The following is a 26,147-nucleotide window of genomic DNA, read 5'->3' on the forward strand; positions in this document are numbered from 1 at the left end:
GCTGCCCGGGCCAGACGCCGCTGAGGGGCGGGCCTGCTGTGACAAGATGGTTCCCGAGACGAGTCAAGGACACCCGCCGGGCCCACGAGGCCCTTCGAGAGGACCATCATGAGCAACGAAGCCACCCCTTCCGCCACTGCCGGGACCGCGGCCGCGGCCGGCCCGGGAAACATCGCCCGGTACATCGACCACACCCTGCTCAAGCCAGAGGCGTCCGAAGCCGATGTGTTGAAGGTCTGCGCCGAGGCGGCCGAGTACGGCTTCAAATCCGTCTGCGTCAACCCCATCTGGGTTAAGACCGTCGCCACCGCACTCAAGGGCTCGGGGGTCCTCACATGCTCCGTGGTGGGCTTCCCGCTGGGCGCCACCCCCACCGACGTCAAGGCGTTCGAGGCCCGCGGAGCCGTGCTGGACGGTGCCGGCGAGGTGGACATGGTCATCAACATTGCCGCGGCGCGGGCCGATGACAAGGGCGCCCTGGTGGAGGACATCGCCGCCGTGGCCGAGGCCGTCCACGAGGGCGGCGCCATCCTGAAGGTGATTATCGAAACAGCACTGCTGACGGACGCGCAAAAGGTGCTGGCCTGCCAGGCTGCCGTGGATGCAGGTGCTGACTTCGTGAAGACGTCCACCGGGTTCAATGGCGGCGGCGCCACCGTGGAGGATGTGGCCCTGATGCGCAGGACCGTAGGCCCGGAGGTGGGCGTCAAGGCGTCCGGCGGGGTGCGTTCCCTGGCTGACGCTCAGGCTATGATTGCTGCAGGTGCAACACGAATTGGCGCGAGTTCCGGGATTGCCATCGTCAAGGGTGAACAGGGTTCAGCCGCATACTGACCGGAACGGAAAGCCGCCACAGATTGAGCCCCGCGGGGCCGAGGAGGAACACATGTCCAGCCAGGTTAATGCGTCCAGCCAGGACACTACGTCGAACCAGGGCTACGTCCGGACCCCGCAGAACGAGAACAAGCTCTCCGGCAGCATTGTCCTCTTTGTCATCCACATGGCTATCTTCCTGGGTTCCATCTACTCGCTGTCCTTCCTCTCTTTGGGCAACCCCTGGCCGATGGCTGTGTGCCTCGGACTGTTTGCCCTGGCTTTCTGGATCCCGCAGACCCTCCTGGGCCGCTCGGACTCCGCAGGCGAGCACTAAGCCCCCAGCAACAGACTGAAAGACCCGGACACTTCGCACTGTCCGGGTCTTTTGCTGTCCGTCCTGGGTGCTGCCGCTAGAACCAGAGCCGCAGCCAGGCCCCGGCGGCGGCCGCCACCGCCGGCCAGTGGTGCTGCGCCATGGACCACCCGGCCATGCACAGGCCCACCATGGCATATGCGCTGACCGGGATCAGCACCAGCCATTCCCGCTTGGACCCGGCCCGGCCCAGGAGGGGTACGGACAGCGCACCGTTGGCCCGCCACACGTTCCGCAGCAGGGGCATCCGGCGCAGCAGCTTGGGCGGTTTGACCACCAGCGGCCAGAGCAACGGCACTCCCCCGGTGGTGATGAGGTCCCCGACGATGTGCACCGCTACGCCGATCAGCATCGACATGGGCAGCCAGGTCCATTGCTCCGGCGCGTACACCGTCACCAGGCCGGCCATGGCCAGGGCGAAGACCCAGTTGGAGATGAAACCGCTTTTGGGGAAGAGCTTCAGCGCCTTGGCGGCAATGTTGATCAGGAACATGCACAGCAAGCCCGCGCCCACTGAGAGCCGGCCCCAGGCGGTGTCCATGTGGATCTGGGATGCCAGGCCGGCCAGGAAGACGAAGGCCGCGGCGCCCAGGATGGAGTGGGTTCCCTGCCGGTGCCCGCCGCTGGCGTTCTCGATGCCCCGCGCGATGACATTGGACAGCGGAGGCAGTGCATGGGCCACGGTGCTGGACCGGTGGTCCCAGTCGCACACCAGTGCCGTCCCTGCCGTAGCCATCCCGCCGATGAGGATGCCCGTGGGGTCGAGCGGGTACCAGCCCAGGGTGTAGGGGCCGGTGGACGCAACAGCTACCCACGCCGCGGCCCCCGACGCGGCGTGGTGTCCTCCCATCACCTGCTACCCCACCGCCAGCGGTGCGTCGGAGAAGATGTTCCGGATCACGCCGTTGGCCCATTCCAGGATCTCGGCGTCCTGCAGGTCCCGGCCGCCGATCCGCGCGGTCTTGGGCTTGGGAATGAGCACGGCATCCAGTGCCGGTTTTGACTGCGAGCCCGGGTACATCCGGTTCAGGCGCATGGTCTTGGATTCCGGCAGGGTGGCAGGCGAGAACTTGATGAAGTTGCCCTGCAGCGCGACGTCGGACAGCCCGGCTTCGCGGGCGGCGACCCGGAACCTCGCCACGGCCACCAGGTTCTGGGCCGGCAGCGGCAGTTCGCCGTACCGGTCCACGAGTTCGGCCTGGACCTCGTCGATGGCCTCGTTCGTGAGGGCCGCCGCGAGCTTCCGGTAGGCCTCCAGCCGAAGCCGCTCGCCGGGAACGTAGTCGTGCGGCAGGTGCGCGTTCACGGGCAGTTCGATCTTCATCTCCGCGGCCTTCTCTTCGGCTTCGCCGCGGAAGTCGGCTACGGCCTCGCCCACCAGGCGGATGTAGAGGTCGAAGCCCACACCCTGGATGTGGCCGGACTGTTCACCGCCCAGCAGGTTGCCCGCGCCGCGGATCTCCAGGTCCTTCATGGCCAGCTGCATGCCGGCGCCCAGTTCGTTATGTGCGGCGACGGCCTTGAGGCGCTCCAGAGCCACCTCGCCCAGCGGCTTCTCCGACGGATAGAGGAAGTACGCATAGGCACGTTCACGGCCACGGCCCACGCGGCCTCGGAGCTGGTGCAGCTGGGACAGGCCGTACTTGTCCGCCCCGTCCACGATCAGCGTGTTGGCGTTGGAGATGTCCAGCCCCGTCTCGATGATGGTGGTGCACACCAGGACGTCGAAGCGGCGCTCCCAGAAGTCGACGATGATCTGCTCCAGGCGGCTTTCGGACATCTTGCCGTGGGCTACCTCCACCCGGGCCTCGGGGACCAGCTCGCGGATCTTCGCCGCGGTCCGCTCGATGGTTGACACCCGGTTGTGCACCAGGAACACCTGGCCCTCGCGCATCAGCTCTCGGCGGATTGCCGCGGTGGTCTGCTTGTCCGTGTACGGGCCCACGTAGGTCAGCACCGGGTGGCGTTCCTCCGGCGGAGTAGCCAGGGTGGAGGTCTCCCGGATGCCGGTGAGGGACATTTCCAGTGTCCTGGGAATCGGGGTGGCGCTCATGGCCAGCACGTCCACGTTGGTGCGCATCTTCTTCAGCGCTTCCTTGTGCTCCACGCCGAACCGCTGTTCCTCGTCCACGATCACCAGGCCCAGGTCCTTGAACTCGAAGTCCTTGGACAACAGCCGGTGCGTGCCGATCACTACGTCCACGGCGCCGCTCTTGACGCCCTCCGCCGTCTCCTTGGCCTCCTTGGCCGACTGGAAGCGGGACAACGGCTTGACCCGCAGCGGGAAGCCGGAGAACCGCTCAGTGAAGGTTTCATAGTGCTGCTGGGCCAGCAGCGTGGTGGGCACCAGCACCGCCACCTGCTTGCCGTCCTGGACAGCCTTGAAGGCGGCGCGCACCGCGATCTCGGTCTTGCCGTAGCCAACGTCGCCGGACACCAGGCGGTCCATGGGGATCTCCCGTTCCATGTCCGCCTTGACCTCGTTGATGGTGGTCAGCTGGTCCGGGGTTTCCACGTACGGGAAGGCTTCCTCGAGTTCGCGCTGCCACGGGGTGTCCGGGCCGAACGCGTGGCCGCGGGAGGCCATCCGGGCCGAGTACAGCCGGATGAGCTCACCGGCGATCTCCTTGACCGCCCTGCGCGCCTTGGACTTGGTGCTGGCCCAGTCCGCGCCGCCCATCTTGCTCAGGACCGGAGTGTCGCCGCCCACGTACCGTGTCACCTGGTCCAGTTGGTCCGTGGGGACGAAGAGGCGGTCGCCCGGGGCGCCCCGCTTTGCCGGCGCGTACTCGAGCACCAGGTATTCACGGACGCCGCCGCCTGCCACCTTGCGCTGGATCAGTTCCACGAACCGGCCGATGCCGTGCTGTTCATGGACCACGTGATCACCAGCCACCAACTGCAGCGGGTCCACCGCGTTGCGCCGCTTGGACGGCATCTTGCGCATGTCCTTCGTGGACCCGGCGGAAGTACGGCCCAGCAGGTCGGCTTCGGTGAGCAGGCCCAGTTTCAGCCCGTCCAGGACAAAACCGCGTCCGACGGCGGCAGTAGTCACCTCGATAATGCCCGCCTGGGGTTCGTGGTCCAGGCTGTCTACCCGGGCACACGGGATGTCGTTTTCATGGAACAGCTCCGCCAGGCGCTGGGCAGGGCCGGGACCTTCGGTGGCCACCACGATCCGCCACTGGTCACGTACGTGCGAGCCGATGAAGTCCATCATTTCCGCCACATCGCCCTGGTAGCCGCGCGGTTCCCGGGCGTGCAGGTTCAGCACGTCAATCTCGGGCAGCAGTTCCGCGTCCTGCGCCAGCGAGGTGATCGACCACCAGGACACGCCGTGCGCCAGGGACGAACTGCGGGTTTCAGCCAGCGAGCGGAAGCTGGCGGAATGCAACGCCTCCGCGGCCTGTGCGCTCAGGTCCAAAGGTGCCGCACCACCGTCGGACGCCGTGGACCAGGCCGCCTCGAGGAATTCCTCGTTGGTGGCGGCGAGGTCGTGCGCGCGGGTGCGGACTTTTTCCGGTTCGATCACGACGGCGATGGAGTCGGCGGGCAGCTGGTCCACGAACGGAACCATGGCATCCACCAGCACCGGCGCCAGCGATTCCATGCCCTCCACCGCGATGCCGCCGGCGATCTTTTCCAGCATGTCCGCCGCGGCCGGAAGCTGGGCCTTCAGTTTCGCGGCGCGGGACATTACGGACGGCGTGATGAGGATTTCGCGGCAGGGCGGGGCGTGCAGCTCCGTGGGGTGGTGGATGCCGGGCGCAGACAGCGAGCGCTGGTCCGCGACGGCGAACCAGCGCATCTGGTCCACTTCGTCCCCGAAGAACTCCACGCGGATGGGATGGTCCTCCGTGGGCGGGAACACATCGATGATGCCACCGCGGACCGCGAACTCGCCGCGGTGCGTCACCATGTCCACGCGGGCGTAGGCGGCGTCGGCAAGGCTCTTCACCACCTCGGTGAAGGAGACGTCCTGGCCCACCTTCAACGTGACAGGGACCAGATCACCCAGGCCTGCCACCACCGGCTGGACCACGGCGCGGACGGGCGCGACGACGACGCGCAGCCGGGCCGCCGTCGAACTTGCCGGATGCGCCAGCCGGCGCAGCACGGACAGCCGGCGGCCGACGGTGTCCGAGCGCGGTGACAGCCGCTCGTGCGGCAGGGTTTCCCAGCTGGGGAACTCGGCCACGGAGTCAGCGGGCAGGTAGGCGCGAAGGGCGGCGGACAGGTCTTCGGCTTCCCGTCCGGTGGCGGTCACGGCCAGCACCACGCCCGGCTCCGCGTCCCCGGCTGCGGCCGCGAGCCCGTCAGCCATCTCCGCCAGCAGCACCGGACGCAGCCCTGCGGGCGCACTGATCTGGTAGTCCTGGCCGCGGACGGCGAAGCCACGGGCGGACTCGGCGCGGACGCGGGCGAAGGTCTGGTCATGCGCCAGGGCGCGGCGCAGTCCGTCCAGCGATGGAGTGGCGGCGGGCTGGCCCGGAAGACTCATGGCAGAAGCTCCTGTGGTGTTCATCGAAGGAGAGCAGGCAACGCGAAAACCCGAAATTCGCTGCGAATCCCGGGTACACCCAGCCTACCGCGCAGCAATGACATCCCGGAGCGGGCGGCAGCGGCGCTGGCTGTATCCAGTCAGTAGGCTGGCAGGACCGGGCACTATTCCGGCGGCGCGGCCGTCCGGGCGGGCTGCCGCGCCGAACCCCCAATGACGACCTGGGGCCGGATGGCCAGGAATTGCGACGAACAGGAGCCAGCATGACCGGAAGCAATGTCCAGCCTTCGCCGAAGACCGTCCTCGTCACCGGGGCCACCGGGTATATCGGTGGCCGCCTGGTGCCCAAGCTGCTCGAGGCCGGGCACACTGTCAAAGTGCTGGTGCGCTCGCCCGACAAGATTGCCGGGGTGCCGTGGCGGGACAAGGTGGAGGTGGTCCAAAGCAGCCTCGACGACGGCGGCGCCCTCCGTGAAGCGCTGGCCGGCGTCGACGTTTTCTACTACCTGGTGCACTCGATGGCCGCCGGTGCCGGCTTCGAGGCGAAGGAACAGGCGATGGCCAGGACGGCCGCGGAGGCTGCCGCGGCGTCCGGCGTGGGCCGGATCGTCTACCTGGGCGGGCTGCACCCCCAGGGCGTGCAGCTTTCCACCCACATGCGTTCACGGGAAGCCGTCGGCAAGGTCTTCCTCAAGAGCCCCGTTGACGCCATCGTGTTCCAGGCCGGGGTGGTGATCGGGTCAGGCTCCGCCTCCTTCGAGATGATCCGCCACCTGTCCGAGACTCTGCCGCTGATGCCGGCGCCCAGCTGGGTGCGGAACAGGATCGAGGCGATCGCCGTGCGCGATGTCCTTTACTACCTCGTGGAGGCTGCCTCCCTGGAAGGCAACATCAACCGGACCTTCGACATAGGCTGCCGGCAGGTGCTCACCTACGCCGGGATGATGAAGGAATACGCTGCGGAGGCGGGCTTGCCGTACCGTGTGGTGCTGGCGCTTCCCGTGCCCGCGCCCAAACTGGCGGGACTGTGGGTGGCGCTGACCACGCCCATCCCGCTGTCCATGGCCGTGCCCCTGGTCCAGTCACTGCAGCATGATGCGGTGTCCAACGAGCATGACATTGACGGGTACATTCCGCAGCCCGACGGCGGCCTGACCCCCTACCGCACGGCCGTCGCCCTGGCGCTGGGCAAGGAACGCGACGGCCAGGTGGAAACGACCTGGGCGAACGCGGGGGTGGCCTCCGATCCGCTGCCCAGCGACCCCGACTGGGCCGGGCACAAGGTCTACATCGATGAACGCACCTTCCACGGGAACGTGGATCCTGCCCATGTCTGGACCGTGATCGAGGGCATCGGCGGCAGGAACGGATGGTACTCGCTGCCCCTGGCCTGGCAGGTGCGCGGTTGGCTGGACAAGCTCACCGGAGGGGCGGGCCTGCTGCGCGGCCGCCGCCATCCGCACACGCTCGCCCTTGGCGAAGTGGTGGACTGGTGGCGCGTGGAACGGATCGAGCACGGGCGGCTGCTGCGGCTGCGCGCCGAAATGCGCGCGCCCGGCCGCGCCTGGCTGGAACTCTCCGTGGAGCCCGACGGCACCGGCAGCCGCTACCGGCAGCGCGCCATCTTCTTCCCGAAAGGACTCAGTGGACGGCTCTACTGGCTCGCCGTCCTGCCCTTCCACAGCCTGATCTTCCCGGCCATGGCCCGGAACATCACCGCGGCGGCACAGAAGCTGGCCGATGCGGACCGGGCACAGATGACCCCGTAGGATGTTGGAGGCTTAATCCGTTCCCCACGTCCCAGGAGGACCCATGGCGCTGAGCGCAACCACCACCCTTCCCCACTCCGTCGACAGCGTTGCTGCCGTGCTGGTCAACGAGGACTTCCAGCGCCACGTCAGCCAGCTTGTGGGTGGCGACCTGGAATCCTTCACCGTGGAGGGCGACGTTGCCGGCGCCTTCAGCGCGACGTCGGTACGCACCCTCCCCACCACCCGGCTGCCGGAAATTGCCCGCAAGTTCGTCGGTGAGCACCTCAAGGTGACGCAGGTGGAAAGCTGGGATGCCCCCGCCGCCGATGGTTCGCGCCAGAGCAACATTACGTTGAAGGTCGCCGGCGCACCGGTGGATGTCACTGCCGTACAGCGGCTGGTGGCCGAGGCCGGTGGAACCCGCGTGGAGCTTGAAGGCGAAGTCAAGTCCTCCGTGCCGTTCCTGGGCGGCAAGATCGCCGACGCCGCCGAGCCGATGGTGGCCAAGGCGCTGGACCTGCAGGCAAAGCAGGCCCAGGCCTGGCTGGAAAGCCACTAATCCATGGTGCTTCCCGTCTTCCCGGCGCTGGTCCTGATTGTCGCCGGCGTTTGGTCGCTGGTGGTCTGGCCGCAGTTCCTGCGCCGGGTGATGAAGGATCCGCGTGCCCGCGACGCCGCCGGCAAGGCGACCAGGTTCCTGACCGTCCACGTGGTGCTGGTGAGCATTTCCATGGTGCTTGGACTCGCCACTGCGGTGATCGGCATCCTCGGGCTGCTCTCCTGAGCCAGGCGTTTTGCACACGAAACAGCCCGGGCCCTCCTTCTGTTGAAGGAGGGCCCGGGCTGTTTGCTGTCCTGCTCAGGCGGCCTGGTTGAGCGCGTCCTCAGCGGCAACCCAGGAGATCATGGCGCATTTGACCCGGGCAGCGTAGCGGGCCACGCCTTCGAAGGCGGCGGCGTCGCCCAGGAGCTCCGGGTCGGCGTGCACCTTTCCCCGTGAGCGGAGGACGTCGCGGAAGCTGTCGATCACCTCGTGCAGCTCCGCCACGGTAAGGCCCTCGGCGAGGTCGGTAAGGACCGAGGCCGACGCCATGGAGATGGAACAGCCGGCTCCATCCCAGGCAACCTGCGCCACCTTGCCGTCCTCCACAGCGAGCCTGAGCGTGACTTCGTCCCCGCACACCGGGTTGAGCTGGTGCGACTGGCCCGTGGAGGCGCCCTCGGGTGCCTGGGTCTCCGCGAGGCCGCTGCCGTGGCGGGCTTTGGAGTGGTCAAGGATGATCTGCTGGTACAGCTGGTCAAGACTCATGGATTCGACCTTCGTCGGTTAGGCGCGGAAATAGGCACGGACGCCGGCGACGGCGTCAAGGAAACGGTCCACGTCGTCGGTGGTGTTGTAAAGATAAGCGCTGGCCCGGGTGGTGGCGGTCAGTCCCAGCCGCCGGTGCAGCGGCTGGGCGCAGTGGTGGCCCACACGCACGGCGATCCCCTGCGAGTCCAGGAACTGGCCCACGTCGTGGGCGTGCACGCCTTCGACGTCGAACGCGGCGAGCCCGATGCGCTCCTGTCCCGCGGCCGGTCCCAGCACGCGGATACCTGCGATGGACTCCAGTCCCGCAACCATGCGCTGGCCAAGCTCCGCTTCCCACCGGTGGATGCGGTCAAGCCCTGTTTCGGTGAGGTAGTTGGCCGCCGCCGCCAAGGCCACCGCCTGTGAAATGCGCTGCGTGCCTGCTTCGAAGCGCTGGGGCGCCGGGAGATACTCGGCACGTTCCATGGTGACAGTGGTGATCATGGAGCCGCCGGTCAGGAACGGCGGCAGGACGTCAAGGAGTTCCTGCCGGCCGTACAGCACGCCGATGCCGGTGGGCGCCAGCATCTTATGCCCGGAGAACACGGCGAAGTCGATGTCCAGTTCCTTGACATCCAGCGGCAGGTGCGGAGCTGACTGGCACGCATCGAGGACCACGAGGGCTCCGGCGGCCCGGCCCAGGGCAGCCAGCTCTTGTACCGGGTTGATGATGCCCAGGACGTTGGAGGCGTGGGTGAAGGCCAGGACTTTGGTACGCGGTCCGATGACGTCCGCGGCCAGGTCCATGCGAAGGCTGCCGTCGTCGGCGATGGGGATGTAGCGGAGCGTCGCGCCGGTGCGGAAGGCCAGTTCCTGCCAGGGAATGAGGTTGGCGTGGTGCTCCATTTCGGTCACCACGATCTCGTCCCCTGGGTTCAGGGCGAGGTCCTTGAGCCGGCTGTCCCCGCGTCCCTGCGCTGCCCACAGGCCTGCATTGGACAGCGCGTAGGACACCAGGTTGAGGCCCTCGGTGGCGTTGGAGGTCCAGACCGTTTCTTCGTAGTCCGCGCCGATGAAGTCGGCGATGGTCTGGCGGGCGTCTTCAAAGGCTTCGGTGGCCTCCACGGCGAGATGGTGTGCGCCGCGGTGCACCGCAGCATTGCGTTGCTCGTAGAATTCCTGCTCGGCCTCGATCACGCTCACCGGGTTTTGCGACGTGGCACCGGAATCGAGGTAGACCAATGGCTGTCCGTTGACCAGCTGGTTGAGGACCGGAAAGTCGTTGCGGATGCGCAGCACCTCGGCGTTATCCATGACCGGTACGGCACGTTCCAGTGTGGCTGGCGTTGATACTACGGCCAAAACGAACTCCTTGAGCTGCCAACGGGTGACACTCAATTGTCCCACAGCATGGCTGTGGCGGCCGCCCGGGAGGGCGGCCGCCACTACCACCCCGGGCTTCGGCCGAGGGAGCAAAGGGACCGGCGACGGCTGGGGGGAGAGTCTCGGTCTCAGAAGACTCTAACGTCGCCGGCCCCGTCTATGCCCGGTCCCGAAGGACCGGAAGTTGATGGGGCCTTGCTGGTTTTCCTGGCCTGCTCCGCGGCGGCTGCCGCTTTGCTTTGCCTCCTTAAGTAAAGCCTGCGGCGCCCGGTGGTACACGAGTAGGGTGTACTCGAATCCGGGGCGGCGAACTACCGGGTGCACGGACACTGCTACGCAACAACCGGTGCCTGGCGCGCGCGGCCTTCAGTCGAGTGCCGCGGCGGTGCCCAAGGGGCATGGGAGCGGCGTTGGGGCGGGGCATGACAGCAGGGGCTGTTGCCGGCCGCGCTGGCGGCGGAGGCCGGGTCTGTCGTGCCCGGCCCTACCGGGGCAGGGCCGACTCCAGCTCGTCACGGCTCCGCACGCCGAGCTTTACATAGGTGCGGTAAAGGTGCCCCTCCACAGTCCGGACGGAAACCATAAGCCGCTGGGCAATTTCACGGTCCGTCAGGCCTTGCACCGCCAACTCCACGATGTCCTGTTCGCGGCGGGTGAGATGGACGGCAGGAGCCGCCGCGATGAAGCGGCCTTCGCGGAACCGTTCGCCCAGTTCGTGGTCGCACCGCTCGCGCTGGGCCACGGCCTGCCGCGCGCGGCGACGTTCTCCGGACTGTTCCAGCACGGTGCTGGCACGGGCGTAAGCCTCACGGGCGAGGTTGGCAAAGCCTGCTTCCTCCAGCGAAGCAGCCGTTGCCATCAGTGCATCCCCGTCAGCGTTCTCCCAAGCGGTGGACAGGGTCAGGAGGGCTTCGGCCCAGCGTCCCTCCACTCCCGGGGCTGCCTCTTGGATGATGGGGATCACGGAAGGGTCCCCCAGGTCCCAGCAGATGGCCAGGACCTCGAGCAGGTTTCCTGCCCGTGCGGTTGCCTCAGGGGTGGTCATCAGGGTTTGCAGTGCAGCCAGGCCCTTGCCGTCCCGCGCCAGGTACTCGGCTGCCGCGGCAGCGTACGCCTCGGCGAGGAAGTCATGCGCAGGTCCCCCGGCAACGGCATCCTTGTAATCCTGTTCCAGGCGCCGGGCCTGTTCCGCATCGCCGAGCCGTGCTGCCACATAGAAGCCCAACGCCGAGCCGAACCTGTTCAGCTGCAGAGGATCATTGAGCCTGAGCGCCTCTACCGCAGGCAGCAGGACCTGGTAGGCGCGTTCCATCCTCCCCTGCCGCAGCAGCGAGTAGCCGCGCAGAACCTGGAGGCTCCCGTTGAACGTGGCAGCACCGGCCGGGTGCCCGGCGGCGTAGCTGTCGAGTTCCCGCTCAGCCGACTCCCATTCGCCCATGGCCAGGTAACCGGCCACCAGACGGCCCAGCACGAATTCGGGGAAGAAGAAAAGGCTGCCCGTTAAGGGAGGCAGTTCCGAGGCAGCCAGCAGTGCAGCATCCAGGCCCTGGCCCGCGCGGCCCGCCGCGGCCAGGGCGTGGGCCAAAAGGCCTTCCGCCACGGCCAGCAAGGGATCGGCGCTGTGATCGTCCGCGGAGGATGACTGCCGGAGAGCTGCAACCCGTCCGCTGAGCCCCTCAAAGTCCACCTCCGCGCCAAGTCGCAGGATGCACATCAGTTCCTCCTGCCAGCCTGCCGCACCGCCAGGACCGGCGCCGAGCTTCCCGACGTCCTCCGCGACCGCCGCCAGGGGCTGGCCGGCCGCCTGGCAGGCCGAGACCCGGAGCAGCAGGATGGCCGGCCCCTGGGGATCATCAGCCAAGTGCAGCCAGCATTCATCAAGGAGGGCGGCGGCGTCCGCGTAGGCGCCCTCATTGTAGAGGGCGCGGGCCTGGATCGCCTGCGCGAGGGGAAGCAGCGAGGGATCGTGGATCCGGGCCGCAATGGAACGTGCGCTGTGGTTGCGGAACCTCTGCAGTGCCTCCCTGGCCGCGGCCAGCATCTGGTCGTCGTCCGGGCGGAGGCCGCACTCCAGGGCCCACTCCACCGACCGCAGCAGGCCCTCTCCCCGGAGGAGCCCTGGATCCTGGTGCGCTTTGACTTTTTCGAACAATTGCAGGCTGCGTGACACCGAAATGGTGTGCCGGATGGCACTGCCGAACAGGCCGTTCCAGATGCTGAGCGCCGCGGGAACTCCGGGCATCTCCACCACCATCTGCTGGTCCAGGAGGGACCTGACCAGGGCTGCGCCGCTGATGTCTTCAATGACCCGGCGGCCCACCGGCCCGGCAAGGGCAATGAGCTTGAGGGCTTCCTGTTCCTCCGGACTGCGGCGCAAATGGTCCTTGGCAACAACGCTCGCGAGCCGGGGCCCGTCCGCGGGCAGGGGGCCCAGAAGTATCCAGATGCCGTTGCGCTTGGCGAGGATGCCGGCCTCGGCGGCATCGTGGAGCAGTGCGTCCAGGATGCGGGGATTGCCGCCGGAGGCGCTCCAGACGGCGTCGACGGTTGCGGCAGGAATGGTGCCGTCGAGGATATGGGCCAGGACCTCTTCGATTTGTTCCCGGTTGAGTGGGCGCAGGTCCACACGCTCGGCGAGGCCGTCGTACCAGAGCTGGTCAAGGGGCTGCGGCAAGCCCGGGCGCGGGCTGGCAGCGGCCAGCACGGTGGCCCAGCCTGCTGAAATCACGTCCGCCAGGATGCCCGCCGAGGCGTCGTCCAGCTGGTGTGCATCATCTACCGCCAGCAGGACCCCCGCCTGGTTGCCGGCCTTGAGCTTTTCAAAGTAGGACCACATCGACCGCAGAACTGCCACCGGCGAGACTGACTCTTCCGCCGTGAGGTCACCTGTGTAAGGCGTCAGCACCCCGAACGGCACGGCGGACAGCGCGGAACTTGCGTGGATCCGCAGGACATTAAGTTCGCCCGCGAGCCGCTCGGTAACAGCGTCCGTGACGGACGACTTGCCGACGCCCGGTCCGGCCATGACGAAGACGGCCTGGCTTGTGCCGCTGCGGATGATGTTGCAGATCCGTTCCACCGGTTCCCGGCGGCCGGTGAGGAGCCGGTGGGCCGCTGCGGGCCGGTGTCCGTTAGACGAGTCCAGTCAGATCACCCCTGGAAGTTACGCCCAGCTTGGTGAAGACCTGGTACAGGTGGCCTTCCACCGTCCGGACTGATACGCCCATCTCCAGGGCGATATCGCGGTTGGAGGCACCCCGGCCTGCCATGCGGGCAATTTGCCGTTCGCGGCTGGTCAGCAGCGGGCTGCCACTGCTGGGCACGATCGGCAGGTTCGCCACCGTGGAGGCGAGGATGTCGAGCCGGGCCTGGGCGGTCCTGGCGGACGCAGCGTCCCCGTCCTGGCGGGCGAAGTCCACCGCGAGTGCCATGCACCGGGCTTCGACAGCGTCCAGCTCGAGGGTGGCAGCGAGTTCGGCGCCGGCCAGGAGTGCTTTGGCGTCCTTCGTCCTGCTCCCCAGGGCCGTCAGCCGGGAGATTTCCGCCAGCGGGCCCTGCCGGTGGCCGGCGATCTCCTCCAGCAGGCGGAAGTCGGCGTCGCTGCCGTTAACAGTGGCTGCGAGCAAGCTGATGCCGGCAATGGTCCACCGCCCCGCTGCCATGTTCCGGCGCGCCGTTTGCTTCAGGGTAGTGACGGCTTCGGAATCCCCCAGCCACCGGCCTGCCACGAGGGCGCAGAACTCGATGATGCTTTCGGCAGCGAATCCTGCTTTTCCGGGTGTCCTTTGCAGCTTGCCGAGGTATCTGCGCGCCTGTGCCGTGTTGCCCGTCTGGGCGTAAGCCAGCGCGGTAGCCGCATACGCGCTGCGAAGCGCCGTCTCGACCGGCTGGAGCTCCAACTGCGCGGCGGCCGAAATCAGGGGCTCCAAAGCCGCTTCCCCGCGGCCGGCGAAGACATAGGCCATCCCTACCGCCAACTCCGTGGCGGCACTCCGGTACGGAAGGCCGTTGGCCTGTCCCTGGCCGGTAGAGGTGAGGAGGTCGATGCAGCGCCGCCACTGGCCGGCCACCAGCAGGACAAAGTATGCCTCTTTCGCGTACCTCTCGCGGAGGCCAACAACATGCGAGGCGTCGCTGATCTGGCCGCCGAGCTGTCTCATCAGGCTCAGGGCGTCCATTTCGCGGCCGGTCGTTGCCAGGGCGCCCATCAGGATGATGGCCGAGCGGAACCGGAACGCGGTATCCGGGTTCCGGGCAGGATCAGCCGCCCGTTCCAGGTCGGGAATCATGGCGGTGAAGTCGCCGGCGTGGGCGCGGTACTCGAATTCGCTGAGCGCGATCCTGTTCGCTGCCACCGCGACCGGCGCGGGCCAGGCTGCATGGTGGCCCACTTTGTCGAGCCGTTGCCGGGCCGAGGCGAGGAGGTCAGGGACCTTGGCCGCGTGGGCGGGCAGCCTGAGCATGACGTGTGCCTTGGCCGCGATGACCTCGGCGTACTCTTCAAGATCCAGGGCTTCCAGCTCCGGCTGGGAGATGTCGTCCAGTGCCGCGAGCGCCTGGACCGGCATGTCCAGCTGGAGGTATGCCGCGGCCTTTTGCCGCTGCGCGGGCGCCCACTGGCGGTCGGTCCGTTGCAGCATGTCCGCGTACGTCAGTGCGAACCGGGGATCGAAGAGCTGCACGGCAGCTTCCGCGGCCGCAAGCGCCAGCGCGGGGCTCAGCGCCGCCTCACACTCGTGCGTCCATGCGGCGGCGGACATCAGCTCCTCCACCGTCATGGTGGCGGGGTCGGGCTCCTGGCCACCCAGCAGGACGGCGCGAAGCTCGCGGCGGCGTGAAATGCTCAGCCAGGTCCGGACCACGTCACCGATGTACTTCTCGCGCAGGGAAACCCAGCGGCAGTCGGAGTCGTCGATCTCCAGCAGACCGCCGTCTTCCATGTCCGCCACGACGTCCGCACCGTAGACAGCCGTGAGCCTTGACAGTTCCACCCGCCGGGCGCAGGACAGCATCTCGATCACTTCACGGGTTTCCGGTGCTTCGCGTGACCAGCGGGACCGGACGATGTCATCAAGGCTGGCGGCGCCGTCGAGCACTACCTTGTCGCGGAGGGTCCACACGGAATCGGACAGCACCAGGTTGCCGGACAGTTGCTGCTCCGTGACCAGGGCCTTGAGCAGCAACGGATTGCCGCCCACCATCTGGTGGAATGTGGCAACCAGCGAGGATGAGACGCGGTGCCCCAGCAGGGACAGCAGGACCTGCCTGGTCTGCAGTTCATTGAGGTTGCTGAGCCGGACCTCGGCCAGCCTCCGCTCAGTCAGCAGCCAGTGGAAGTCGGCCGGCAGGTCGCTGGAGTTGGGCGCGACTGCGATGATCCGGGCCGTGCGGGTGAGCATGACGTTCAGCAGCACCCCCGCGCTCATGTCGTCGATGCTTCCGGAAGTGTCCACGGTGATGATGCAGGGCCTGCCGGCGGCGTCGCTGCGGATGAGGGAGGTGATGCCGCGGAGGATTGCGGTGGGCGAGCCCATGTAGGCCTGCGGCAGCCTGGCCAGCAGGAAGGACAGGCAACCGTACGGCGTGGCGGAGCCGGAGGGGCCGGTGCGAAGCTGCAGGGACCAGACATCCGGCCCGAGGTCAGCCACCGCGGCCCTGGCCAGGGAGGATTTGCCCACGCCCCGGCCGCCGGTGATCACCACACCGAGGGAGTTTTCGCTGGTCAGCGCGCTGCGGACGGCCTCGAGGTTGGCGCTGCGGGCGGGCACGGACCATTTGCCCTCCGGCGGAGCGGAAGGTTTCGTGGGCAGCCCGTCGTCGGGAGGTATTGACCCACGTCCCCAGCTTAGTGGCTCGATTGACATGAACTTATCCCCTACATCCTGCAGTAGCGGGATGTAGCCCCATTGCTCCCCCGCATAGGAAGAAGAGTACCCTGCCGGGCAGACAACGAGACAGGCCAAAGGACCTTAAAGTTTTTTATTGCAAACGACTGGATTTGTCCGGGTGGAACTTCTGCTGGGCCGCCGTGAGCCCGTCACGGAGCAGTGACTCCACGGCATCGGCGGCCTCGTCCAGCAAGAACGGCAGCTCTTTCAGCTCGGCGGCACCGAAATCGCGCAGGACGAAGTCGGCCGTGTCCATCCTGCCTGGAGGCCTGCCAACACCCACGCGTACGCGATGGTAGTCCTTGGTGCCAAGCGCCTTGGAGATGTCGCGGAGGCCATTGTGGCCGCCTTCGCCCCCGCCGATTTTTAACTTCACCGTGTTAAAAGGGATGTCGATCTCGTCGTGGACAGCCACCACATGGTCCGGAGCGATGCCGAAGAAGTTTGCCAGGCCGGCGACGGGTCCTCCGGAGACGTTCATGTAGGTCATGGGCTTCGCCAGGACGACCCGCGGGCCGCCGATCCCCAGGCGCCCCTCGACGACCTGCGCCCGGGCCTTGTGGGTCTTGAACCCGGCGCCAATGCGGCCGGCGAGTTCGTCAAGGACCATCTGGCCGATATTGTGCCGGTTGCCTTGGTACTGCACTCCGGGGTTGCCGAGGCCGACGATCAGCCAGGTGTCAGTCATGGATCAATCCTATGGTGGGCGGTTTGGGCGGACGGGCACTGCACTGCCGGACAGGGCTGACATGGCAGTGGCCGGACCCCTGGGGGATCCGGCCACCGGCATGAGTGCGGAAGTGCTTACTCGGCTGCGGCCTCTTCGGCTGCTTCCGGAGCTTCCTCTGCTGCACCTTCGGCTGCCGCTTCGGTTTCTTCTTCCTCGACGATCTCGACGGCCTCGGAGATGTTCACCACGAGGGCCTCGGCGTCGGTCAGGAGGACGGTGCCCTTGGGCAGGACCAGGTCGGAACCGTGGACGTGCTCGCCGGCGCCGCGGCCTTCGATGCTGACCTCGATGGCCGTGGGCAGGTGGGTGGCCTCGGCTTCGAGGGACACAACGGCCAGTTCCAGGTTGTGGACGGTGCCGGGAGCGGCTTCGCCAGTAACGTGGACCGGCACGTCGACCGTGACCTTTTCGCCCTGGCGGACGGTCAGGAGGTCGATGTGCTCGATGATCTGCTTTACGGGATCGCGCTGGACATCCTTCACCAGGGCCAGGTGGCCTTCGCCGTTGATGTCCAGGGACAGCAGGGCGTTGGGCGTGCGGACCGCCAGGGTGGTGGCCTTGGCCGGCAGGGTGACGTGGATGGGCTCTGCGCCGTGGCCATAGATGACCGCGGGGATCTGGTGGTTGGCACGGGCGCGGCGGGCGTAGCCCTTGCCGAATTCGGTGCGCAGTTCTGCTGCGAGCTTCTGCTCAGACATGGATATCTCCTTGAAGACTAAACGGTGTGTTCAGCAAGGGCGGAGGTCTGGTGTGACCTTCAACGCCGGGCCGGTTGTGGCGGCCCTTCAAGAAGGCAGTCCTTCATCGGAAGGACAAGCAGACCCAGTCGATAACGGAGGCTATGCTCTCCCTCGCCAAGGTATCGGGTACAAGACTACCAGCGCCGGGCCCGTTCCCTGAAATCCCCGGGCCCGGCGTCAGGAGTCGCTTAGGCCTTGCCGTCGAAGAGGCTGGTGACCGAGCCGTCGTCGAACACTTCACGGACCGCGCGGGCGATCAGCGGGGCGATGGACAGCACGGTCAGCTGCGGGAAGCGCTGGGATGCGGTGAGCGGCAGCGTGTTGGTGACCACCACTTCGCGTGCACCGGATTCGGAGAGGCGCCGGGCTGCGGGATCGGAAAAGACTGCGTGGGTGGCGGCGATGATGACGTCCTTGGCCCCGGCATTCTTCAGCACGGTGACGGCTCCGGAGATGGTTCCGCCGGTGTCGATCATGTCGTCGATGAGGACGCAGGTGCGGCCCTCAATCTGGCCCACCACCGTTTTGGAGACCGCCTGGTTGGGCACGGTGAGGTCGCGGCTCTTGTGCACGAACGCCAGGGGCGCGCCGCCCAGGCGCTCCGCCCACTGTTCGGCCACGCGGACGCGGCCGGTGTCCGGGGAGACAACCGTGATGTTGTCGGCTTCGACGCGGGTGCGGATGTAGTCGGCCAGCAGCGGGATGGCCATGAGGTGGTCCACGGGACCGTCGAAGAAGCCCTGGATCTGGGAGGTGTGCAGGTCCACGCTCATGATGCGGTCGGCGCCGGCGGTCTTGTAGAGGTCGGCCACCAGGCGTGCGGAGATGGGTTCGCGGCCGCGGCCCTTTTTGTCCTGCCGGGCATAGGGGTAGAACGGCGAAACCACCGTGATGCGCTTGGCGGAAGCCCGCTTCAGCGAATCGATCATGATCAGCTGTTCCATGAGGTGGTTGTTCAGCGGGGCGGGGTGGGCCTGGATCACGAAGGCGTCGGTTCCGCGGACGCTCTCCCCCGCGCGGACGTAGATCTCACCGTTGGCGAAGTCGTAGGCGTCCACGGGCAGCAGGTCGGTGCCCAGTTCCTTGGCGATTTCCCGCGCCAGCTCCGGGTGGGCCCGCCCGGTGGCGAGCACCAGCTTCTTTTCGCCGTGCGCCGTAATTTCGCTCATTTGTTACTTGCCCTCTTCTGTAGATGCCGGGGTACTTGAGGAGTGTTGGGTGGCCGCCTGGGCCAGTTCGGCGGAGCGGGTGCCCGGCCGGTTTGCTACGACCCAGCCTTCAGCGTTGCGCTGCGGCGCCACGTTGATGGCGAGGGCTCCCGCCGGTACGTCCTTGCGGATAACCGCGCCGGCGCCGCTGTAGGCGCCGTCCCCCACGGTGACCGGCGCAACAAAGACCGTATTGGAACCTGTACGGACGCCTGAGCCGATCACCGTACGGTGCTTCTTCTCGCCGTCGTAGTTTGCGGTGATGTTGCCGCAGCCGATGTTGGTGTCTTCGCCGATTTCGGCGTCGCCCGCGTAGCCCAGGTGGGACAGCTTGGAGCCGCGGCCGATGGTGACGTTCTTGGTTTCGTAGAAGGCGCCGATCTTGCCCTTCTCCCCCAGGACCGTGCCGGGACGGAGGTAGGTAAAGGGGCCGACGGCGGCGCGCGGGCCGATGATGGAGCCGGAACCGTGCGTGCGGACCACCTGTGCGCCTTCACCGACCGTGACGTCCGTCAGGGTGGTGTCAGGGCCTACGACGGCGTCCCTGGCCACAGTGGTGGCCCCGTGCAGCTGCGTGTTGGGCAGGAGCCGCACGTCCTCGTCGAGTGTCACGGAGGAGTCGATCCAGGTGGTTGCGGGGTCCACTACCGTGACGCCGGCCCGCATCCATGCCTCTACGGTGCGGCGGTTCAGCTCGGCCCCGAGGGCGGAAAGCTGGACGCGGTCGTTGGCGCCTTCCACCTGCCAGCGGTCGGCGGTGACGACGGCGGCCACCCGGCCGCCTGCCTCGCGCGCCAGTGCCAGCACATCGGTCAGGTACTTCTCACCCTGTGCGTTCTCCGTGGTCACCTGGGCCAGCGCATCCCTCAGCAGGGCGGCGTCGAAAGCGTAGATGCCGGAGTTGACCTCGCGGATCAGCCGCTCGTCCCCGGAGGCATCCTTGTGCTCGCGGATCCCGGTGACGGTGCCGTCCTCGCCGCGGAGGATGCGGCCGTAACCCGTTGCGTCGTCCAGGACAGCGGTGAGGACCGTGACGGCGTTGGCCTCGCGCTCGTGGGTGGCGACGAGTTCGGCGAGCAATTCGCCGGAGAGCAGGGGGACGTCCCCGTAGGTGACCACAACGGTGCCGGTCAGGTGCCCCTCGGCGTCCAATGCCTCAAGGCCTGCCTCCACGGCGCGTCCGGTACCTGGAATGTCGTCCTGGTCCACGATGACGGCCTTGGGATCCAGCGCGGAAACGTGCCCGGCGACCAGGTCGCGTTCGTGGCGCACGACGATGGCGAGCTGCTGGGGGCTGATGCTCCGTGCCGCCCGGAGGGCATGGCCCACCATGGACAGCCCGCCGATTTCATGGAGGATCTTCGGTGTACGCGACTTCATCCGGGTACCGGCGCCTGCTGCCAGAACGATTACAGCGGCCGGGCCGGCATTCTCGGGGATCACGTACGGGCTCTCCTTGCTTGGTTGTGCTGGCGCTTGGCGGTGTACAGCCGGCTCGCCGGCCCCGCACCGGGCGCCATCCTACTGAACGCTCCTCGCACAGCAGTTCCGCCCATAGGATTCGAACCTATACTCCACGGCTCCAAAGGCCGGGGTGCTGCCGTTACACCAGAGCGGACCGTGCCGTAGGCGCAAGGCCCGGGCACAAGTCCCTATTTTGCCATGGGTTCAGGGCAGCGCGCGACCAAGGGGCTTGCACCCCCTGCCGGCCGCACCGGAAACCGGGCCCGGGCAGGTGGTGCATGATGGAAATGTGAGCAACAACCTTCCGCGGACGCGGATGACTGGCCTGCAGCGCCGAAGCCAGCTGATCGACGTCGGCCGCGGGCTTTTCGCCGTGCGCGGCCTGGACGGGACCACCATCGAGGAAATCGCTGCGTGCGCGGGCGTGTCCAAGCCGGTCATCTACGAACACTTCGGCTCCAAGGAAGGCCTCTACACCGAAGTGGTCGACTACGAATTCCACATCCTGCTCGACGCGGTCAACACCGCCCTCACAGAGGAAGCAAAGCCCCGCGTCCTGGTGGAACGCGCCGCCCTGGCACTGCTGACCTACATCGAAGAGCGGACCGAGGGTTTCCGGATCCTGATGCGCGACGCTCCCCCATCCCAGCCGGAGGGCGCGTTCTCCACGCTGCTGTCCCACGTGACCGCCCGGGTGGAGCACATTCTCTCCGACGAGTTCTCCCGCCGCGGCTTCAGCGGGCAGGACGGTGCCATGTACGCCCAGATGCTCGTCGGCATGGTGGCCATGACCGGCCAATGGTGGCAGGACAGCCGGACGCCCGACAAGCACACCGTCGCCGCGCACCTGGTCAACCTCGCCTGGAACGGCCTGACCGGCCTGAAAAAGGAGCCGGAGCTGCAGTCGGAGCCCTAGTCGCCGAGGAGTTCTGAGGACTCCAGCCACTCCATTTCCAGGGCGTCCTTTTCGTCTGCCAGGTCTTTGAGCTGTTTGTTTTGTTCGGCGAGCTTGTCGAAGTCGCCGGCCTCGGTGGTTTTCAGCATCAGGTCGTGAAGCTTCTTTTCCTCTTGGTCCAGCTTCTTGAGCTGCCGTTCGATCCGGTTGAGGGCCTTGCGGGCCTCCCGCTTTTCGGCCTCCGAGGGGCCGGACACGGCCGGCGCTGCTGCTGCCGGCGCCGCGCCGGTGACCGGGCTGCCGCCGCCGGCTACGGTGGAGCCGGCCAATGCGGCTTCCCGCAGCTCGAGGTACTGGTCCACGCCGCCGGGCAGGCCGCGGAGCTTGCCGTCACCCAGCAGCGCCATCTGGTGGTCGGTGACGCGTTCAAGCAGGTAACGGTCGTGGCTGACCACCACCAGGGTGCCCGGCCAGCCGTCCAGGACGTCCTCCACGGCGGCAAGGGTGTCGGTGTCGAGGTCGTTGGTGGGCTCGTCGAGCATCAGCACGTTGGGCTCCCCCACGAGCAGCCGCAGCAGCTGCAGGCGACGCCGCTCGCCGCCGGACAGGTCCTTCACCGGCGTCCACTGCTTCTGGTTGGTGAAGCCGAGCTGTTCCACCAGCTGTCCAGCCGTGAATTCCCTGCCGCCGACATTAAAGGAACGCTTTTCGCGCTCGATGACCTCGATGACGCGCAAGTCGGCGACGTCGTCGAGCTCTTTGACCTCCTGGGTGAGGACGGCGGTCACCACGGTCTTTCCCCGCTTGAGCCTTCCGGCGTCCGGCGTAATCTCGCCGTTCAGGAGCTTCAGGAGGGTGGTCTTGCCGGCGCCGTTGACACCCACCAGCCCCAGCCGCTCCCCCGGGGCCAGGCGGAGGGTGATGTTGTCGAAAAGTTTCCTGCCCTCGCCGCCATCCCGGAAATTGAGGGAGACGTGCTCCAGGTCCAGGACATCCTTGCCCAACCGGGCCGTGGCCATCTTGCTCAGCGCCGTGGAATCCCTGGGCTCCGGGACGTCTGCGATGAGGGCGTTGGCCGCCTCGATCCGGAATTTCGGCTTGGAGGTCCGGGCCGGTGCACCGCGGCGAAGCCACGCAAGCTCCTTCTTGACCAACTGCTGGCGCTTGCCCTCCACCACGGCGGCCATCCGGTCACGCTCGGCCCGGGCCAGCACGTAGGCGGCGTACCCGCCTTCGAACGGGTCCACGATGCCGTCGTGCACTTCCCACGTCTTGGTGCAGACCTCGTCCAGGAACCAGCGGTCGTGGGTGACCACCAGGAAGGCGCCCTGGTTGGCCCGCCAGCGCGTCTTCAGGTGCCGGGCCAGCCAGGCGACGCCCTCGACGTCGAGGTGGTTCGTGGGTTCGTCCAGCATGATGACGTCGTGGTCTTCAATGAGCAGCTTGGCCAGCGCCACCCGGCGCTTCTGGCCGCCGGAGAGTGCGTGGACGTTGGCGTGCCAGTCGACGTCGGACACCAGGCCGCCCATGATTTCACGGATGCGGGGATTCCGGGCCCACTCGTAGTCCGCCTGGTCGCCCACGATGGCCGCGCCGACTGTCAGGTCGCCGTCGAGCACATCGCTTTGGTCCAGGTACCCCACGTTCACGTCTCCACGTTTGGTGACGCGGCCCGAATCCGGGGTGGAGCGCAGGGCCAGCAGCCTCATCAGGGTGGACTTGCCGTCGCCGTTGCGGCCCACCATGCCGATCCGGTCACCCTCTTCGAGCCCCAGGGTGATGCCGTCCAGGACGGTTCGGGTTGCGTAGGAGACCGTGAGGTTTTCGCCGCCAAGAAGGTGTGCCAAAGGGAACTGCTTTCTGCTGCCGGGCCGGAAGAAACTAAAGGAGAGTGTCGGAGATGATGCGTGCGCCGGGGACCGGGCCATGGACGGGAAGGGCCGTCAGGCCGTGGTGCCGCAGGTCCTCGGCCAGCGCTTCGGCCGCGGCGGAGCCGTCAGCCAGCAGGGCCACGGTGGGGCCGGAACCGGACACGATGCCCGCCACGGCGCCGTGGGACTCGCCGATTCCCAGCGTATCCCGCAGCGCCGGGGACAGTTCGATGGAGGCCCGCTGGAGGTCGTTGACCAGGACACGGCTCAGGGAGTCGGCGTCGCCGCTGCGGAGGGCGGTCAGGAGCTGGGGGTCCACGCCCGTGGGTTCCATGGCGCCGATCCCTTCGGCATCGCGCAACCGGTCCAGCGTCCGGTAAACCTCCGGCGTGGAGAGGCCGTAGTCGGCCACCACGAGCACCCAGTGGGTCTGTGCCTTGGCCAGCGCCGGGGACAGTTCGTCACCGAGGCCAAGGCCGACGGCGGTGCCGCCCAGGAGGGAGAAGGGCACATCGGCGCCCAATTCCGCTGCCAGGTGCGCAAGTTCCTCCCGGGACAGTCCGCTGTTCCACAGGGCATCGCAGGCCAGGAGCGTGGCTGCGGCGTCCGCGGATCCCCCGCCCATCCCGCCGGCCACCGGGACCCGTTTGGTGATCTCCAAATGCACGCCGGTGGCATGCTCGGAGACGTCGGCCATGATGGCGGCCGCCTTGTAGGCCAGGTTGTTGCTGTCCAGGGGGATGTCGACGGCGTCGAGGTCCAGCGTGCTCGCAGGGCTGAGGCTGATGGTGATTCCGGGAGCGGCGGTACTGGTCGCTGCGACCTCTTCGTAGAGGGAAACGGCAAGGTACACGCTGGCCACCGAATGGTAGCCGTCCGGCCGGAGCGGGCCGACGGAGAGCGAGACGTTGACCTTGCCGGGGGCTTTGACCCGGACGGTCCTGGCGGCGAAGCGCCCTGTGCCCGCCCTTTCACGTCCCGCGCTCACGGGCGGTTTTCCTTGGCTTCCGCGATCCTTGCGAACGCCGCGATGTCGATGACCTCGCCACGGGCTGTGGGGTCGACACCGGCGGCGAGCAGGCAGCGCTCAGCTTCCGGCGCTCCGCCCGCCCATCCGGCAAGGGCGGCCCGGAGTGTCTTGCGGCGCTGGGCAAAGGCGGCGTCGACCACTGCGAAGACCTGTTCCCGGGTGGCCTTGGTTGCCGGCGGCTCCCGCCGGGTGAAGGCCACGAGCCCGGAGTGGATCTTCGGCGCGGGCCAAAAGACGTTCATTCCGATGACGCCGGCCTTGCGCATCTGGCTGTACCAGGCGGCTTTGACGGACGGAACGCCGTAGGTTTTGGAACCGGGGCCTGCTGCCAGCCGGTCCGCCACTTCGTCCTGCACCATGACCAGGCCGTGCTGCAGGCTGGGGAAATGCTGCAGGAGATGCAGCACCACGGGCACCGCCACGTTGTACGGCAGGTTCGCCACCAGCGCGGTGGGCTCCACGGGCAGCTCGGTGACTTTCATGGCGTCGGCGTGGACCAGGTGGAAGGATCCTGCCGCGGCCGGGCGCCATTCCCTAACGGTTTCCGGGAGCTTTGCAGCCAGCACGGGATCGATTTCGACGGCGACGACGGCGGCAGCCGCGTCGAGCAGCCCGAGCGTCAGCGAGCCGAGGCCGGGGCCGACTTCGAGGACGGTTTCGTGCGGCTGAACGCCGGCAGCGGCGACGATCCTGCGGATGGTGTTGCCGTCGATGACGAAGTTCTGGCCCAGTGTCTTGGTGGGCCTGACCCCAATTTCCTCTGCCAGCCGTCGTATGTCGGATGCACCGAACAGCGGGGCGGGCGTGGCGGGGATGGGTTCAGTCACCTAGGTATCCTATCCCGCGCGGCGCCACCGCCCGCCCGCTTAACGGCAGTGGCCGGGCCCGCAACCACGGGCCCGGCCACTGCCGTCTAAAGGTCTATGCCGAAGGGATCAGCTGCTTGCTGCCCAGCCGCAGCCCCAGGGCTGCAGCCCGCGCTGGGCGTACACCCGGTTGGCGATGTCAATCTGCTGGGCCTTGGTGGCCAGGCTGGCGTTCGGAGCATAGGCACCGCCGCCGGATCCGATCCAGGTGCGGATATCGAACTGGAGGCCGCCGTAGTAACCGTTGCCGGTGTTGATGCTCCAGTTGCCGCCGGATTCACACTGGGCAATCTTGTCCCACATGGCTTCGTTCATCATGGCAGGCGCTGCGGCTCCGGTGTTGGTGCCTGCCGGGGCAGCTTCCGCGGCCGGCTTGGCCTTGGTGCCCACGGTGACCTTTTCCGTCACGGGCTGAGCGGCGACGTTCTCGGAGACGAGGGAGCGGGAGGCTTCACGTCCGTCCACCATCACCAGCTTGAAGGTGCGTTCGATCCTGCCAGCGGCACCTGCCTGCGTTACTTTCTTCTCTCCCTTGAGCATGTCCGCGCTTTCGGCGGTCTCAGTCTGGAAAGGCACCTCCTCGGCGCTGACGGCGGTCTGGCTGGTATCGACGCGCGAGACCTTGATCACCATGTCGTTCACGACGTTGGCATTGGCCGGCTGGGAGGTGCGGTCGTTCGCGCCGAGGGTTATGCCGGCCTCTTCGAGGACCTTGCCCACGGTGGCTGCCGTGGTGGTCGCGGTGCTTGCCTTGCCGTCAGCCACAATGTTGACGGACTTGGGGGTGGTGATGGCGACGTAGGAGCCTGCCAGCGAGAGTTGCGCGTCCTTCGGGGCGGAAACCGATGAGGCACTCGCGACACCGAGTTCGGTGACGAGGTCTTCAACATCCTGGGCGGTGGTGTTGACCGTCTTCTCGGCCCCGTCCAGGCTTACCTTGACCTCTTTGGCCTGGTTGATGTTGATCACGGTCCCGTTGTGGACGGTGGCGTCGAGCGAGGGCGAGACCCGGTCGCTGGGCTTGAGGTCCAGGTTGGCGCTCTTGACCACCTGGCCCACCGTGCCGCCGAACGACTGGACGGATGAGACCTTGCCGTCGACGTTCAGCGTGATGGTTTTGTTATTGCCGACGAAGGCTACGAGGCCCGCCACGAGGCCGCAAAGCACCAGCAGCTGGGCGCCAACCTTGATGAAGCTGAACTTGCCGTCCGTTGTGAAGAACTTGATCACGATTGCCCGTAACTCTAGGTCCATCCGGGCACGGGGATATCGCGCAGTAAAATGCCCGGTACCATCACTCACCAGCGACAGTCCGGGCACCAATGCGCCGCCACACTCCT

The 26,147-nt window shown here is 67.3% G+C and carries 20 protein-coding genes and 1 tRNA gene; 6 read left to right on the top strand and 15 right to left on the bottom strand.

Annotated features, from left to right (window positions below):
- Nucleotides 1-108: 108 nt before the first annotated feature.
- Together deoC and AC3IMC_RS10000 are read left to right on the top strand one after the other, a co-directional pair.
- Nucleotides 109-834 (top strand): deoxyribose-phosphate aldolase, encoded by a 726-nt coding sequence (gene deoC, locus AC3IMC_RS09995; RefSeq protein ID WP_490918370.1) that lies wholly within the window; start codon nucleotides 109-111, stop codon nucleotides 832-834.
- Between the two features lie 52 nt (nucleotides 835-886).
- Nucleotides 887-1,150: a hypothetical protein gene (locus tag AC3IMC_RS10000; RefSeq protein ID WP_221383935.1), complete on the top strand. Its 264-nt coding sequence runs from the start codon at nucleotides 887-889 to the stop codon at nucleotides 1,148-1,150.
- Between the two features lie 76 nt (nucleotides 1,151-1,226).
- Here AC3IMC_RS10000 and AC3IMC_RS10005 read toward each other — a convergent pair whose 3' ends face one another.
- Nucleotides 1,227-2,039: a metal-dependent hydrolase gene (locus AC3IMC_RS10005; RefSeq protein WP_490918371.1), complete on the bottom strand. Its 813-nt coding sequence runs from the start codon at nucleotides 2,037-2,039 to the stop codon at nucleotides 1,227-1,229.
- A gap of 6 nt (nucleotides 2,040-2,045) precedes the next feature.
- Nucleotides 2,046-5,690 (bottom strand): transcription-repair coupling factor, encoded by a 3,645-nt coding sequence (mfd, locus tag AC3IMC_RS10010; protein ID WP_490918372.1) that lies wholly within the window; start codon nucleotides 5,688-5,690, stop codon nucleotides 2,046-2,048.
- 263 nt (nucleotides 5,691-5,953) lie between these two features.
- Between mfd and AC3IMC_RS10015 the strand changes: the two genes are divergently transcribed.
- The 3 genes from AC3IMC_RS10015 to AC3IMC_RS10025 are packed head-to-tail and all read left to right on the top strand — an operon-like array spanning nucleotide 5,954 to nucleotide 8,225.
- The gene (locus tag AC3IMC_RS10015; protein ID WP_490918373.1) at nucleotides 5,954-7,459 is read left to right on the top strand and encodes an SDR family oxidoreductase; all 1,506 of its coding nucleotides are present in this window, start codon (nucleotides 5,954-5,956) and stop codon (nucleotides 7,457-7,459) included.
- 43 nt (nucleotides 7,460-7,502) lie between these two features.
- Nucleotides 7,503-8,000, top strand: coding sequence for a DUF2505 domain-containing protein (locus AC3IMC_RS10020; protein ID WP_490918374.1), 498 nt, complete (start codon nucleotides 7,503-7,505; stop codon nucleotides 7,998-8,000).
- A gap of 3 nt (nucleotides 8,001-8,003) precedes the next feature.
- Nucleotides 8,004-8,225, top strand: coding sequence for an SCO4848 family membrane protein (locus AC3IMC_RS10025; protein WP_490918375.1), 222 nt, complete (start codon nucleotides 8,004-8,006; stop codon nucleotides 8,223-8,225).
- A gap of 75 nt (nucleotides 8,226-8,300) precedes the next feature.
- On the opposite strand, the gene sufU is transcribed toward AC3IMC_RS10025, so the two are convergent.
- The 9 genes from sufU to AC3IMC_RS10070 all read right to left on the bottom strand — a co-directional run bounded on the left by sufU (nucleotide 8,301) and on the right by AC3IMC_RS10070 (nucleotide 20,299).
- A complete protein-coding gene (sufU, locus tag AC3IMC_RS10030) occupies nucleotides 8,301-8,750 on the bottom strand; it encodes a Fe-S cluster assembly sulfur transfer protein SufU (protein ID WP_490918377.1) in 450 nt (149 codons plus the stop codon).
- Nucleotides 8,751-8,768: 18 nt separating this feature from the next.
- Nucleotides 8,769-10,094: a SufS family cysteine desulfurase gene (locus tag AC3IMC_RS10035; protein WP_490918378.1), complete on the bottom strand. Its 1,326-nt coding sequence runs from the start codon at nucleotides 10,092-10,094 to the stop codon at nucleotides 8,769-8,771.
- 505 nt (nucleotides 10,095-10,599) lie between these two features.
- Nucleotides 10,600-13,140: a LuxR C-terminal-related transcriptional regulator gene (locus AC3IMC_RS10040; RefSeq protein ID WP_490918407.1), complete on the bottom strand. Its 2,541-nt coding sequence runs from the start codon at nucleotides 13,138-13,140 to the stop codon at nucleotides 10,600-10,602.
- 106 nt (nucleotides 13,141-13,246) lie between these two features.
- Nucleotides 13,247-15,979, bottom strand: coding sequence for a helix-turn-helix transcriptional regulator (locus AC3IMC_RS10045; protein WP_490918380.1), 2,733 nt, complete (start codon nucleotides 15,977-15,979; stop codon nucleotides 13,247-13,249).
- Between the two features lie 115 nt (nucleotides 15,980-16,094).
- Nucleotides 16,095-16,691 (bottom strand): aminoacyl-tRNA hydrolase, encoded by a 597-nt coding sequence (gene pth, locus AC3IMC_RS10050; RefSeq protein ID WP_490918381.1) that lies wholly within the window; start codon nucleotides 16,689-16,691, stop codon nucleotides 16,095-16,097.
- 116 nt (nucleotides 16,692-16,807) lie between these two features.
- On the bottom strand, nucleotides 16,808-17,431 hold the full coding sequence (locus AC3IMC_RS10055) for a 50S ribosomal protein L25/general stress protein Ctc (RefSeq protein WP_490918382.1): 624 nt from the start codon (nucleotides 17,429-17,431) through the stop codon (nucleotides 16,808-16,810).
- A 230-nt stretch (nucleotides 17,432-17,661) separates the two neighbouring features.
- On the bottom strand, nucleotides 17,662-18,642 hold the full coding sequence (locus tag AC3IMC_RS10060) for a ribose-phosphate diphosphokinase (RefSeq protein WP_221383946.1): 981 nt from the start codon (nucleotides 18,640-18,642) through the stop codon (nucleotides 17,662-17,664).
- Between the two features lie 3 nt (nucleotides 18,643-18,645).
- Nucleotides 18,646-20,124, bottom strand: coding sequence for a bifunctional UDP-N-acetylglucosamine diphosphorylase/glucosamine-1-phosphate N-acetyltransferase GlmU (gene glmU / locus AC3IMC_RS10065; protein WP_490918384.1), 1,479 nt, complete (start codon nucleotides 20,122-20,124; stop codon nucleotides 18,646-18,648).
- A 103-nt stretch (nucleotides 20,125-20,227) separates the two neighbouring features.
- A tRNA-Gln gene (locus tag AC3IMC_RS10070) sits at nucleotides 20,228-20,299 on the bottom strand.
- Between the two features lie 135 nt (nucleotides 20,300-20,434).
- Between AC3IMC_RS10070 and AC3IMC_RS10075 the strand changes: the two genes are divergently transcribed.
- Nucleotides 20,435-21,061, top strand: a complete 627-nt coding sequence (locus tag AC3IMC_RS10075) for a TetR/AcrR family transcriptional regulator (protein WP_490918385.1) — start codon at nucleotides 20,435-20,437, stop codon at nucleotides 21,059-21,061.
- On the opposite strand, the gene AC3IMC_RS10080 is transcribed toward AC3IMC_RS10075, so the two are convergent.
- The 4 genes from AC3IMC_RS10080 to AC3IMC_RS10095 all read right to left on the bottom strand — a co-directional run bounded on the left by AC3IMC_RS10080 (nucleotide 21,058) and on the right by AC3IMC_RS10095 (nucleotide 26,037).
- Nucleotides 21,058-22,887: an ABC-F family ATP-binding cassette domain-containing protein gene (locus tag AC3IMC_RS10080; protein WP_490918387.1), complete on the bottom strand. Its 1,830-nt coding sequence runs from the start codon at nucleotides 22,885-22,887 to the stop codon at nucleotides 21,058-21,060. The two genes, AC3IMC_RS10075 and AC3IMC_RS10080, sit on opposite strands and share 4 nt — an antisense overlap.
- A 34-nt stretch (nucleotides 22,888-22,921) precedes the next feature.
- Nucleotides 22,922-23,899, bottom strand: coding sequence for a 4-(cytidine 5'-diphospho)-2-C-methyl-D-erythritol kinase (locus tag AC3IMC_RS10085; protein WP_490918388.1), 978 nt, complete (start codon nucleotides 23,897-23,899; stop codon nucleotides 22,922-22,924).
- Nucleotides 23,896-24,768 carry a 16S rRNA (adenine(1518)-N(6)/adenine(1519)-N(6))-dimethyltransferase RsmA gene (rsmA, locus tag AC3IMC_RS10090; RefSeq protein WP_490918390.1) on the bottom strand — a complete coding sequence of 291 codons (873 nt, stop codon included), beginning with the start codon at nucleotides 24,766-24,768 and terminating at the stop codon, nucleotides 23,896-23,898. The genes AC3IMC_RS10085 and rsmA overlap by 4 nt, the downstream gene beginning before the upstream one ends.
- A gap of 108 nt (nucleotides 24,769-24,876) precedes the next feature.
- A complete protein-coding gene (locus AC3IMC_RS10095; protein ID WP_490918391.1) occupies nucleotides 24,877-26,037 on the bottom strand; it encodes a resuscitation-promoting factor in 1,161 nt (386 codons plus the stop codon).
- Nucleotides 26,038-26,147 lie beyond the last annotated feature (110 nt).

The organism is Arthrobacter sp. E70 (assembly GCF_058266945.1).

Coding starts and splice junctions, on each gene's coding strand:
- deoC (WP_490918370.1), top strand. CDS start 109: ATGAGCAACGAAGCCACCCCTTCCGCCACTGCCGGGACCGCGGCCGCG.
- AC3IMC_RS10000 (WP_221383935.1), top strand. CDS start 887: ATGTCCAGCCAGGTTAATGCGTCCAGCCAGGACACTACGTCGAACCAG.
- AC3IMC_RS10005 (WP_490918371.1), bottom strand. CDS start 2,039: ATGGGAGGACACCACGCCGCGTCGGGGGCCGCGGCGTGGGTAGCTGTT.
- mfd (WP_490918372.1), bottom strand. CDS start 5,690: ATGAGTCTTCCGGGCCAGCCCGCCGCCACTCCATCGCTGGACGGACTG.
- AC3IMC_RS10015 (WP_490918373.1), top strand. CDS start 5,954: ATGACCGGAAGCAATGTCCAGCCTTCGCCGAAGACCGTCCTCGTCACC.
- AC3IMC_RS10020 (WP_490918374.1), top strand. CDS start 7,503: ATGGCGCTGAGCGCAACCACCACCCTTCCCCACTCCGTCGACAGCGTT.
- AC3IMC_RS10025 (WP_490918375.1), top strand. CDS start 8,004: ATGGTGCTTCCCGTCTTCCCGGCGCTGGTCCTGATTGTCGCCGGCGTT.
- sufU (WP_490918377.1), bottom strand. CDS start 8,750: ATGAGTCTTGACCAGCTGTACCAGCAGATCATCCTTGACCACTCCAAA.
- AC3IMC_RS10040 (WP_490918407.1), bottom strand. CDS start 13,140: ATGGCCGGACCGGGCGTCGGCAAGTCGTCCGTCACGGACGCTGTTACC.
- AC3IMC_RS10045 (WP_490918380.1), bottom strand. CDS start 15,979: ATGTCAATCGAGCCACTAAGCTGGGGACGTGGGTCAATACCTCCCGAC.
- pth (WP_490918381.1), bottom strand. CDS start 16,691: ATGACTGACACCTGGCTGATCGTCGGCCTCGGCAACCCCGGAGTGCAG.
- AC3IMC_RS10055 (WP_490918382.1), bottom strand. CDS start 17,431: ATGTCTGAGCAGAAGCTCGCAGCAGAACTGCGCACCGAATTCGGCAAG.
- AC3IMC_RS10060 (WP_221383946.1), bottom strand. CDS start 18,642: ATGAGCGAAATTACGGCGCACGGCGAAAAGAAGCTGGTGCTCGCCACC.